Source organism: Aestuariivivens sp. NBU2969 (assembly GCF_019931125.1).
GTDB classification, from domain to species: Bacteria; Bacteroidota; Bacteroidia; order Flavobacteriales; family Flavobacteriaceae; genus Aestuariivivens; species Aestuariivivens marinum.
Window position 1 is genome coordinate 36390 of record NZ_JAIOUU010000007.1, and the last position, 12479, is coordinate 48868.

Here is a 12479-nt window from a genome sequence, read left to right on the forward strand (position 1 = left end):
ATGGGAAATCTCATGGTTTTGGTATTGCTATTTGTATTCAAGTCCTATTCTCAAGAAACACTATCAGAATTATTAAACATCTATAATAATAAAAGCGTACCTTATATTTCGGTTCAAGAATTGGCCACGTCCAAAACAAAAACCATAGTCCTTGATGCTAGGGAATTAAAAGAATTTGAAATCAGTCATATTAAAGATGCCATTCATGTAGGTTTCGATAGTTTTAATCTTAAAAGTACAATCCAAAAATTTAATGACAAGCAGCAAACCATTGTGGTCTACTGTTCGTTAGGAGTCCGTTCTGAAGATATTGCTGAACAATTAAAAAAAGCTGGCTATAGTAAGGTTAAAAACTTATACGGTGGTATTTTTGAATGGAAAAATAACGGTTTTCCTATTTACAATTTAGAAAATAAAGAAACCGATAGCATACACACATTTTCAATGAAATGGAGTAAATGGCTAAAAAAAGGCATCAAGGTATATGACTAAAAGCTTACTCATTGTTTTTGTAAAAAACCTAAAATTAGGTAAAGTAAAAACCAGACTGGCCAAAACTATTGGTAATCAGGCTGCTTTTGAAGTTTATTATGAACTCGTTAAAATTACTGAACAGGTAACACAAACTATTCCAATAGACAAACATATTTACTTTTCTGACTTGGTTATTGAAGACAAATGGTCAAATGAGTATAAAACAGTTCAACAAGGAAACGATTTGGGTGAACGCATGAAAAACGCCTTTAAAAAAGGATTTGAAAAAGGATATGAGCGCATTGTTTTAATTGGATCTGATTTACCTGATATTAGTTACAAAATAATTAAAGAGGGCATTGACCTACTAAACGAATTTGATGTTGTTTTTGGCCCTGCCAAAGATGGCGGCTATTACTTGATTGGTTTAACCAAAATGCATAATTTCATTTTTGAAAATAAACCTTGGAGCCAACAAAACTTAATGGAAGAAACACTGAAAGAATTAAACATACAAAATATTGCATATTCTACTTTATCGACATTAAACGATATAGACACCATCGACGATTTATTTGCTTCAAACTTTTACGAACAAAACTTAAAATTACAAGAAAAACTAAAACAATTAAATGATTAAATATATAGAAGAAACCGTAAACTACCTTAAGGAAAAAGGATTTGAAAACCCAGAAGTAGGTATTATTTTAGGTACTGGACTCGGGCAACTCATTAATGAAATTACAATTATTAAGGAAATTAGTTATAACCATATTCCCAACTTTCCAACTGCAACAGTAGAATTTCATAAAGGCAAACTCATTTTTGGTGAGTTAGAAGATAAAAAAGTAGTGGTTATGCAGGGACGTTTTCACCTCTACGAGGGTTATACACTACAAGACGTTACCTTTCCAGTTCGCATTATGGAACAATTGGGCATAAAAACCCTATTAGTTTCCAATGCTGCAGGTGCTATAAACCTCGACTACAAGCGAGGAGAACTTATGCTTATTGAAGACCATATTAATCTTCAAGGTAGTTCACCCCTGGCCTTTAAGGGTGTCGATCAACTTGGCGAACGCTTTACCGATATGAGTACACCTTATGATACACAAATAAATACAACATTCAAGACCATTGCCCAAAATTATAACATCACCTTACACGAGGGTGTTTATGCCAGCGTTGTCGGGCCACAACTGGAAACACGGGCCGAATACCGAATGCTAAAAATTATTGGTGCTGACGCCGTTGGCATGAGTACCGTACCAGAAATTATTGTGGCCAATCATTTAAAATTAAAGGCGGCGGCGGTGTCAGTTTTAACAGATGAATGCGACCCAGATAACCTTAAGCCCATAGATATTTCTGAAATCATTGCAATAGCAGGCAAAGCAGAACCTAATATGGTCATTTTATTTAAAGAACTAATAAAAAACATTTAAGAAATAAGACCTATATAAATAAGAATCCAAGTATTTTTTTAAAAACTTTTAAAATCGTGATTCTTATCTTGTTTCTTTTGCCTAATGTCTAAAATAATATGAGTTACCTAGAAACGACACAAAATGTATATAAAGAAGCAGCACTAAGACCAAATATTGGACTGTGTTGTACCACCAACCCTATTTGGGAACTCCCAGGATTAAAAATTCCTAAGATTATGCAGGAAATGAACTATGGTTGCGGTTCTACGGTTCATGCACGCGACTTAACTAACAATCCTAAAATTCTGTATGTAGGTGTAGGTGGTGGTATGGAGCTCTTGCAATTTTCTTATTTTTCTAGACAAAAAAATGGAGTTATTGGGGTGGATGTAGTTGATGAAATGCTGGAGGCTTCCAGCAGAAATTTTATTGAAGCCGAAGCTCAAAATGATTGGTTTAATTCAGATTTCGTGAACCTTCGTAAAGGTGATGCTCTCAACCTTCCTGTTGATGATGGCAGTATAGATGTAGCTGCGCAAAATTGTCTATTCAATATTTTTAAGGAAGACGATTTAAAAAAAGCAGTAGCCGAAATGTATCGGGTTTTAAAGCCTCATGGCCGTTTGGTTATGAGCGATCCTACTTGCGAGCAACCTATGAACAATACATTACGTAACGATGACCATTTACGTGCTCTATGCCTAAGTGGAAGTTTGCCCATCAAAGAGTACATAAAATTGCTCACCGATACTGGTTTTGGCACTATTGAAGTCAGGGCCAGAAAACCTTACCGCATATTAGACCCAAAGCATTACCCAACAGATGAGATGATCTATATAGAATCGATTGAAGTAGCTGCCATAAAAGACCCAATGCCCGAAGACGGCCCCTGTGTATTTACTGGGAAAGCTGCCATCTATTTTGGGGAAGATGATTATTTTGATGACAAAAAAGGACATGTTTTATTAAAAAATCAACCCTTGGCCATTTGCGATAAAACAGCAAGTACCTTAACTGCATTGAACAGGGATGATATTTTTATTAGCGATTCGACATTTCATTATGATGGTGGAGGCTGTTGTTAATTTTAACTAATTATTGGTTAATAGTTGTGTTATTAAGGCTTGTATTTGAAGCTCAATAATGACTAAAAATTCTTAGGTAATTATACATAGATGAAGGTTATAAAATTACTTTTCATTGCAATGTTATTATGTGATTGTTCTGGCCCTAAGCGGACCATTGAAAACAACTCTATAGCGATTATCCAAAGAGATGTTAAAAATGATAGCGTTACTGTAACCGTTACAGCAGTTAAAGAGACATCTTCTGCTCCAAATACTATAGCTGCAAAAGAGACCAAGCCCATTGAGCAAGACAATGTTTCAAACGATGCTAAGGAAGCTTATTCTAAAAAGGAAGCATGCCCTGTTCATAACACTTGGGATGAGCTGTTAAAAAAACACGTTTCAGATACTGGAAACGTTAATTATAAAGGCATCAAAACCGATTGGAAGACACTTCAAGATTACATTGTGTATTTGGGGAATACGTTGCCCAAAGACACTTGGGCAAAAGAAGGCAAATTAGCCTATTGGATCAACGCTTATAATGCCATGACTATAGACCTCATCCTCAGGCATTATCCCCTTAAAAGTATTAAGGACATTAATGACCCCTGGAAACAAAGACATTGGAAATTAGGTGACAAATGGTATAATTTAGATGAGATTGAACATCAAATCTTACGAAAAATGGATGAGCCGCGTATACACTTTGCCATTGTTTGTGCCTCTTATTCCTGTCCTAATTTACTGAACGAAGCCTATATTGCTTCAAACTTGAACGAACAATTAACACTAGCAACAAAAGCATTTTTAAACGATCCAGAAAGAAATTCCATTTCAAAAAATCATTTAGAACTTTCAAAAATCTTCAAATGGTTTCCTGAAGATTTTAAGAAAAATGGAGGTTTAATTGATTTTTTAAATCAATATTCAGAAATTGAAATTTCAGAACAAGCCAAAATAAAATATAAAGATTATAATTGGGCACTTAATGAATAGAGCCTATGCAACATCAAATTTCAATTATAATTCCTGTTTTAAACGAAAAAGTGCATATTGGCAAACTACTTAAGCATTTGCAAACTGTTTCGTCTAGGGAAAACATATCTGAAATCATTGTTGTTGATGGGGGTAGCACTGATGGCTCTCAAGATATTGTAAAAGCAATATCAGGTCTAACGCGGTCACTAAGCTTATGCAAAATAGAGTCGAGACCTCATGATGACCTCTCGACCCCACTAAAGGTAACGTCGGTACTACTTTTAGAATCGACAAAAGGTCGTGCAAAACAAATGAACCTTGGTGCTAAACGGGCGTCAGGCTCTATTCTTTATTTTTTACATGCCGATTCCTTTCCACCAAAACATTTTGACCAACTTATCATTTCCGAAGTTAAAAAAGGACATAATGCGGGCTGTTTTAGAATGCAATTCGACAGTACGCACTGGTGGCTAAAATTAGCTAGTTGGTTTACTAGATTCAATTGGAAATCTTGTAGGGGTGGTGATCAAAGTTTATTTATAACCCAATCGTTATTTCAAACTATAGGCGGCTACGACGAGCGTTACACTATTTATGAGGACAATATTTTAATCAAAGAACTATACAATAGAAAGCAATTTATTGTAATCAATAAAAAACTGAAATCCTCTGCTAGAATGTACCGAAAACATGGCGTTTGGAAACTGCAATACTATTATTGGCGTATCCATTTGAAGCAGTGGTTTGGTGCCGATGCCAATGCCCTGTATCGTTACTACAAAAGAAAAATCTGTTAATTTAGTTCTTATTTATTCCTTCCTTTTTCATTAGGGTATAAGCTCGGCAATGCATCGCTTTGAAAAACAGTTTTGGAATTAATATCTATCGCCGACAATCTTCCCGTAAAAGCTGCTCCAGTATCAATATTCCATACATTTATGGCATGCATTGGGACTTCCACACCATAATTAAGGGTAGGGGTATGACCAATATAAATTTCGCTATAATGCTTTAATCGGTTAGGATATATAGCGGAATTCGTTTCAATACGCTTATCCATGGTCAAGGCCATTTCCCAAAGCGTTCGGTCAAAATAAAATACGGCTTGGAACACTTCTTTTTCCACTCCATGCATTGAGGTAAAACCAGCGTGTAAAAATAAACGATTGGAATTGTCAATATAATAGGGATTCATATTTTCAAAAAATACTAAGTGCTCTTGCTTTTGATTTTTTGAAAAAGGGTCATAGCTTTCTATCGTTTCCTTTCCTCCATGCATATACCAAACTGGATCTACTGCCCCATTTCTTAACCACGCTTCACACCAAATATCATGGTTCCCTTTTATAAAAATGCAGTTGAATTTTTGCGACAATTCTATTAAAAATTGAATCACTTGCGCCGACTCGCTCCAACCATCAACATAATCACCCATAAAAATAAGACTGTCTCCGTCTTTAAGCTCCAACTTATTTAATAATTGGATTAAAGCCTTTAATCCACCATGAATATCCCCAATAGCAAATGTTCGCATACTTGATTTTTCAATCAAAAATAAGCTATTATTTTAATAAATAGAAAACCTTAAATATAATCAATTGTTACTGGATACTCCTGTGAAAATTTGAGTTTCATCAATTTTAATTCACTAAATAATACTCAATCTTAATTTATAAAAATGTATGTCAACTTACACTTTTAAAAAACTTAAAAGTCTTAAGATTTTGAAAGTCCCTACACAACTAATCCAATTTAAAGTAATTCTCAATTATTGATCAAATTAAGTTTTTATCTTTAACTTCGACCTAATACATATAATTCAAAAAAGCATGGAGCACATTGTAATTATAGGAAATGGCATTTCGGGCATTACTGCTGCTCGTCATATCAGGAAATTATCTAATAAAAAAATAACTGTTATTTCTGCTGAAACCGATTATTTCTTTTCGCGTACTGCGCTGATGTATGTATATATGGGTCATATGACATTTGAACACACCCAACCTTATGAAAATTGGTTTTGGAAGAAAAACAACATCAATCTTAAAAGAGGTTATGTAAAAACGATTGAAACCAAAAGCAATACACTACATTTTGAAAATGGCAATGCCGTGTGTTACGACAAACTTATTATAGCCACAGGTAGTAAGCCTAATAAATTTGGCTGGCCAGGACAGGATTTAGATGGTGTAATGGGCCTATATCACAAACAGGATTTGGAAAACCTTGAAAAATACGCCCCAAATAACAGGGCTTGTAAAAGAGCTGTTATAGTTGGTGGCGGATTGATTGGTATTGAACTTGCCGAAATGCTTAACAGCAGAAACATTCCCGTTACGTTTTTAGTTCGGGAATCCAGTTTTTGGAACGGCATACTACCCGAAGGAGAAAGTGCTATGATAAACCGGCATATTAGAAACCACAATATTGACTTGCGATTAAGTTCCAATCTGAAAGAGATTAAGGCAGATAACAACGGAAAAGTAATGTCTGTCATTGTTGAGGAAACTCATGAGGAAATACCTTGTGATGTGGTTGGGTTAACCGCAGGTGTATCTCCTAATATTGATTTTTTAAAAGGCTCTGATATTGAAACGGGGAGGGGCGTAAAAGTGAATCGGTTTTTAGAAACAAATATTCCCAACATTTATGCCATTGGTGATTGTGCCGAACAAGACGAACCAATAGGTAACCGAAAATCCATTGAAGCAGTTTGGTACACTGGACGCATGATGGGTGAAACTGTAGCACAAACCATTTGTGGCAACCGTATGCCTTACAATCCTGGCCATTGGTTTAATTCGGCCAAATTTATAGATATCGAGTACCAAACCTATGGTTGGGTGTTTGCCAAACCTAAAAAAGAGGAAGCTCATTTCCATTGGAAGCATGAAGATGATACTAAATGTATTACAGTATGCTACAACAACAAAACAAATGAGTTTTTGGGAATCAATACATTTGGTATTCGTATGAGACATGAAGTTTTTAACAGATGGCTTACCGAAAAAAGAAATGTTGATTACGTGATACAACACCTAGCTGAAGCCAATTTCGATCCCGAACTTTTTTACAGGTTTGAAAGTCAAATTTTAAAAACCTACACTAACCACCAACTTCAGTCCATATAGTTATGAATCAAAAACTAAATTATAGTATGTCTTTAGCAAAACCTGATGCTAACCATTTATCTTCAGTTCAAAAAATTGCTGTTTTATTAGGCATGATTGGTCTATTTATTTTAGTTCTTGCCCTCTTTAACACCCCCTCTTCTCAAAAAACCTTAATATTAACAGTCTCATTAAGCCTAATTACTATAGGAACAATTATTTTTTCTAGGGATGCTTATCTAAAAAAAATGAAAGGCATAAAAAATGATAGTATTTGGTTTAAATCTATTTCTTCTAGAGGCGTATTAGGCTGGTTAACGGGCATTGTACTTACTGGTTTTTATATTGTCCTTTATTTTTTTCCGAAATATTTAGGGTTAGGCTCTAATAACAATGAAAACACTGGGCTCATTGCTTTATTTGACCCCTTAAGCTATTTATTCAGTGGCAAACCAGCTAGTCAATGGTTTGTTTACGGCACACTTTATACGGTTGCTATTCTCATTTTTGGATATAAGTTTATATTGAAATACCGCCATAATCGTTACCAACAGTTGAGAACCATTTCGGTTATGTTTTTTCAATTGGGTTTTGCGTTTTTGATTCCAGAATTTATGGTAAGACTAAATGAAAGCCCTAATTATAATCTCCCTTATTACGACTTAAAAAGTATTTGGCCTTTAAACTATTATATTTTTGACAGTTGGTCCATTAATGGTTTTTTATCCTCAGGAACTTTAGGACTATCCCTTTTAATATTTGGAATATTATCCATTTTCGCTATATCACCCATACTCACCTATAAATTTGGAAAACGCTGGTATTGTTCTTGGGTTTGTGGTTGTGGGGCTCTAGCAGAAACCGCTGGAGATGCTTTTAGGCAGTTATCCTCCAAAAAGTTTATCGCCTGGAAAACCGAACGTTGGTTAATTCATAGTGTATTGGTGTTTTCAGTTATCATGACTACAGCTGTTATATATACCTATTTAAGTAGCGATCCTAATAAATTTTTGTTAACAAGAAAAACTTTTCTATTAAGTGTTTTTGGCTTTTTAACAGTCTTGTTCATTACTGTTATGGTTTTTAAACGTAAGGAACTAGGTAAAGATGCCCGCTATGGTGCTATAGGATATTTTGCCATTATTGTTTCATTATTCCTATTATATTATACAGGCACATCAGATCAAGTGTTTTTTATAAAATCGAGCAGTTTACGTTCAGTCTATGGTTTGTATATCGGTTCTATTTTCTCTGGAGTTATTGGCACAGGGTTCTACCCTATTTTAGGAAATCGAGTTTGGTGCCGATTTGGTTGCCCTATGGCTGCCATTTTAGGATTTCAACAACGTATGTTTTCTAAATTTAGGATCACTACTAATGGAGGCCAATGCATTTCCTGTGGCAACTGCTCTACCTACTGCGAAATGGGTATCGACGTCCGTTCTTATGCCCAAAAGGGTGAAAACATTGTGCGCTCCAGTTGTGTTGGTTGTGGTATTTGCAGTGCCGTTTGTCCGCGAGGAGTTTTAAAATTGGAAAATAACACTATAAAAGGACGTATCAATCAAAATGACATCCTTCTAGGAAATAATGTTGATTTAATGAATTTAGTACATGGTAAATAAAAAGAATATTCTGTTATAAGCCCTATTATTAATGCATTTTTCTGCTTCATTCCAAAAGACTCTCATAAACATTAGCATGATAACACCTTTAAAATTAAGAGGATTGGACAGAAAACAACATACCAAACCTTAATTAAATAAACGTTAATGCTGCTAAATTCCTTAAATTAGTAGTTCCATATGAATTGTCTAGGTCTCTTTCTTTTTAAAGTATAATGCTGACTAAAAACAAAAATATCACTATTGCCGTTTTACCATTTCAAATTACGAGTAGTGACAATAGAATAAAACAACTCTTCTTAGGTTTTGTTGAAGATCTTATTACTCATTTTTCAAAGTTTATAGGGCTTTCCGTGATATCCTCATATTCAACATTAAGAATAAAGGACATATCAAACCAAAAAGAAATAAAAAAACTGGGAGCCGATTTTCTTATTTATGGCACCGTCCGTAATCTAAAAAACACGCTTAGGATATCCATTCAACTTATAAAAGATCAAGACCATAGTTTGGTTTATGGTAACCTGTACAATGAAACATTAGATTCACTATTGGAAACCCAGGACGATATAATACAGCAAATAGTTACCGTACTTCAGGAAAAAATTAATTATAATCTATTATCCCATTCATATAAAAAAAATGCAGTCGATTTAGCGGCCTATGAAAACTATATCATGGGTATGCACACCCTACAAAAAGGAACTGGGGACAACGATATTAAGGCGCGTGAATACTTTAATGCCTCTTTAAAAATTAACCCTAATTACTCTTTGGCCTATACAGGCCTGTCATTAAGTTACTTTAACTTTTGGTCCTGTCTTATTTGGGATCGTTGGGATATTAGTATGCAAGGTGCGCATAAATACGCTTTAAAAGCCATAGAACTTGATGCTAATGATTATATCGCTTTGGGTGTTTTGGGAAGAACATATGTTTATATGGGTGAATATGAAAAAGCCGAGCATTATTTAAGAAAATCGTTGCGGATGAACTCCAATGACTGTTCACACCTACTCAGGGTTGCTTTTTCCTTAATGTTTTTGGGTTATGCGGAAGAATCTATAAAACTATACCTAAAAGCCATTGAATTGAATCCGTTTCATAACAATCATTATTACGCACATGGTTCGAATTACTATTTGGCCGTTGGTGATTTTGAAACCGCTATTGCACTAAGCAAAAAAACCAATTTTAATTGTTGGACAGATTTCCCTGCATTCATAGCTGCAGCTTATTTACAACTTAAAGATTACAGTAACATGTGGCGTTGCTGGGATATTTATTTATCTCAATTTAAAAATGCTGTTTATTCAGGAAAAAAAATGCTTGAAGAAGAGGCCTTAGAATGGCTTATGATTGTAAATCCATTTAAGGGATTCACCTATTTAGCCCCTTTAGTTGATTTTATAAAGTCTGAAAAGCGATTATTAAAAGCACCTTCGAAAACTTCAATTAACCACACACATAATTTGTTTCAATTAAAAGGAAATATTTGGGAAATGAGTTATTTGGGCCATTCCGTTACCTTAAAAGATGCGAAAGGGTTTTACGATATCCACAAGCTATTAAGCCATCCTAAAAAAGAATTTCATTGCTTAGATCTTATGAATGCTAGCGTTGATGAGAGCAAATCAATTGAAGTTTTAGACCATAAAGCAAAACAAGCCTATCAAAAGCGATTAAAGGAACTTAAAGAAGATATTGCTGAAGCCGAAACCTTAAATCAAATTGAAAAAATTAATCCTCTTAGGGAAGAATATGATGCCATTCTTGATCATCTTTCACAATCTTTGGGTTTGTCTGGAAAAACCCGAAAAATAGGTTCTACTATTGAAAAGGCACGTTCGGCGGTAACCTGGCGCATTCGTAATTGTATTAAAAAAATAGAGCTTGTGCATCCAAATTTGGCAAAACATCTCTCTATATCCATAAAAACAGGTACTTACTGTTCCTACTCACCCGAAATCATAGTACATTGGACCTTATAAAAGAGGAACTTACCTCTTATTTTTAAAACTTACATCGTAAGGCAAAAACTTACGCCTTTAGAAGTAAGAACAAAACTATTAAAAACTATTATTATGCCAACACCATTAGAAATTTTATTGGACCCCATCTCATTAATTGCTTTAGCAATGTACTTTATTCTAATTATTTGGGAAGCTTTATTTCCGGCCAGAAGATTGCCTAAAGTTAAGAACTGGAAACTTAAAGGGCTTATTTCCTTTGGAGTGTATTTTTATTTATCGTCATACTTACCATTACTCACAGATCCATTTTTATCTAAATATCAATTTTTTGATTTAACAAACCTAGGGCACCTTGGTGGTGGTATTTTAGCAATCATATTATACGAATTCGGAGTATTTGTATGGCATAGAGCCATGCACAAGAATGATACTTTATGGCGTGTATTTCACCAAATGCACCATAGTGCAGAGCGCATGGACACATACGGAGCCTTCTACTTTAGCTTGTTCGATATGATTGGCTTTACATTCTTAGGAAGTATTTGTTTGGCACTATTGATTGGTGTCACACCACAGGCTGTTACTATAATGTTATTGGCCACCATGTTTTTGGGTATCTTTCAGCATACCAATATTAAAACTCCGCAATGGCTTGGCTATATTATTCAACGCCCAGAAAGCCACACAATTCACCATGCTAAAGGAATTCATAAACACAATTATTCCGATTTACCCATATTCGATATCATTTTTGGATCCTTCAAAAATCCAAAAACCTATCAATACGAGACAGGGTTTTATGATGGAGCTTCTTCAAAAATCATTGAAATGCTCACGTTTCGTGATATAAACAAATCAAAATCTTAGAATTATGACTATTACTGAAAAGCTAAATGCGTCTATCTTTTTAACCGATGGAGGTCTTGAAACCGATTTAATATTTAACAGAGGCATCGATTTACCCCATTTTGCCGCATTCACTTTATTGGACCACCCAGAACATGAAAATACTCTAATTGAATATTATGATGATTACATTACCATAGCCAAGAAACATCAAACGGGGTTTATTTTGGAAAGTGCAACATGGCGTGCAAATCCAGATTGGGGATACAAATTAGGTTACAACGCTACCGATTTAACTAAAATGAATCAAAAAGCAATCAAACAACTCATTACTTTAAGAGACAAGCACAAGGATTATATTGGAGCTTTTATAATCAGTGGTTGTGTTGGCACAAGAGGAGATGGTTATTCTGTTAATGAATCTATGACCACAGGCGAGGCACAAAAATACCATAGCCTTCAAATTGAAGCGTTAAAAGCAGGAGGTGCCGATATAATTTCGGCCATTACCATGACCTACAGTAACGAAGCTATTGGAATTGCTAAAGTGGCAAAATTCTTTAATATCCCTGTAGTAATATCCTTTACTGTAGAAACCAATGGACATCTCCCTTCTGGCGAAACTCTAAAAAAGGCCATCTTAAAAACAGATGAAACTACAGGGAATTACCCCATTTACTATATGATTAATTGTGCCCATCCAACACACTTTATGACTGCTATTGAAAAAGATGAAATATGGAAATCGAGAATAAAAGGAATAAGGGCCAATGCCTCTTGTAAAAGTCATGAAGAACTAGATCAATCCACTAAAATTGATGTAGGAGATAAAGATGAACTGGGGAAACTTTATGCCCAACTTAAATCCCTCTTACCTAACTTAAATGTGTATGGTGGCTGTTGCGGCACAGATGCCTCACATTTAGCGTCAATATGTGACTATACACTGTAAGATTCCTCTATGTATAAAGCCCTA

The 12479-nt window shown here is 34.8% G+C and carries 12 protein-coding genes; 11 read left to right on the forward strand and 1 reads right to left on the reverse strand.

All coding sequences use genetic code 11. The features are described from left to right. The 6 genes from K7G79_RS07200 to K7G79_RS07225 all read left to right on the forward strand — a co-directional run bounded on the left by K7G79_RS07200 (position 1) and on the right by K7G79_RS07225 (position 4746). A complete protein-coding gene (locus K7G79_RS07200; protein WP_223550564.1) occupies positions 1-492 on the forward strand; it encodes a rhodanese-like domain-containing protein in 492 nt (163 codons plus the stop codon). Then, complete coding sequence (locus K7G79_RS07205) at positions 485-1114, forward strand: TIGR04282 family arsenosugar biosynthesis glycosyltransferase (RefSeq protein ID WP_223550566.1); 630 nt, start codon at positions 485-487, stop codon at positions 1112-1114. The genes K7G79_RS07200 and K7G79_RS07205 overlap by 8 nt, the downstream gene beginning before the upstream one ends. Beyond that, positions 1107-1919 (forward strand): purine-nucleoside phosphorylase, encoded by an 813-nt coding sequence (locus K7G79_RS07210; RefSeq protein ID WP_223550568.1) that lies wholly within the window; start codon positions 1107-1109, stop codon positions 1917-1919. Before K7G79_RS07205 ends, K7G79_RS07210 begins: the two co-directional genes overlap by 8 nt. A gap of 98 nt (positions 1920-2017) precedes the next feature. Beyond that, complete coding sequence (arsM, locus tag K7G79_RS07215; RefSeq protein WP_223550569.1) at positions 2018-2986, forward strand: arsenosugar biosynthesis arsenite methyltransferase ArsM; 969 nt, start codon at positions 2018-2020, stop codon at positions 2984-2986. Positions 2987-3076: 90 nt separating this feature from the next. After that, positions 3077-3967: a DUF547 domain-containing protein gene (locus tag K7G79_RS07220; RefSeq protein ID WP_223550571.1), complete on the forward strand. Its 891-nt coding sequence runs from the start codon at positions 3077-3079 to the stop codon at positions 3965-3967. A gap of 5 nt (positions 3968-3972) precedes the next feature. Continuing rightward, the gene (locus K7G79_RS07225) at positions 3973-4746 is read left to right on the forward strand and encodes a TIGR04283 family arsenosugar biosynthesis glycosyltransferase (RefSeq protein WP_223550573.1); all 774 of its coding nucleotides are present in this window, start codon (positions 3973-3975) and stop codon (positions 4744-4746) included. Between the two features lie 8 nt (positions 4747-4754). On the opposite strand, the gene K7G79_RS07230 is transcribed toward K7G79_RS07225, so the two are convergent. After that, positions 4755-5483: a metallophosphoesterase family protein gene (locus K7G79_RS07230; protein ID WP_223550575.1), complete on the reverse strand. Its 729-nt coding sequence runs from the start codon at positions 5481-5483 to the stop codon at positions 4755-4757. A 295-nt stretch (positions 5484-5778) separates the two neighbouring features. Here K7G79_RS07230 and K7G79_RS07235 point away from each other — a divergent pair, with 295 nt between their 5' ends. The 5 genes from K7G79_RS07235 to K7G79_RS07255 all read left to right on the forward strand — a co-directional run bounded on the left by K7G79_RS07235 (position 5779) and on the right by K7G79_RS07255 (position 12455). Further along, a complete protein-coding gene (locus K7G79_RS07235; RefSeq protein WP_223550576.1) occupies positions 5779-7080 on the forward strand; it encodes an NAD(P)/FAD-dependent oxidoreductase in 1302 nt (433 codons plus the stop codon). A 2-nt stretch (positions 7081-7082) separates the two neighbouring features. Then, positions 7083-8684 carry a 4Fe-4S dicluster domain-containing protein gene (locus K7G79_RS07240; protein ID WP_223550578.1) on the forward strand — a complete coding sequence of 534 codons (1602 nt, stop codon included), beginning with the start codon at positions 7083-7085 and terminating at the stop codon, positions 8682-8684. 215 nt (positions 8685-8899) lie between these two features. Further along, positions 8900-10675, forward strand: coding sequence for a hypothetical protein (locus K7G79_RS07245; protein WP_223550580.1), 1776 nt, complete (start codon positions 8900-8902; stop codon positions 10673-10675). Positions 10676-10768: 93 nt separating this feature from the next. Beyond that, positions 10769-11524 carry a sterol desaturase family protein gene (locus K7G79_RS07250; protein WP_223550582.1) on the forward strand — a complete coding sequence of 252 codons (756 nt, stop codon included), beginning with the start codon at positions 10769-10771 and terminating at the stop codon, positions 11522-11524. Positions 11525-11528: 4 nt separating this feature from the next. Beyond that, positions 11529-12455, forward strand: a complete 927-nt coding sequence (locus K7G79_RS07255) for a homocysteine S-methyltransferase family protein (protein WP_223550584.1) — start codon at positions 11529-11531, stop codon at positions 12453-12455. Positions 12456-12479: the final 24 nt, after the last annotated feature.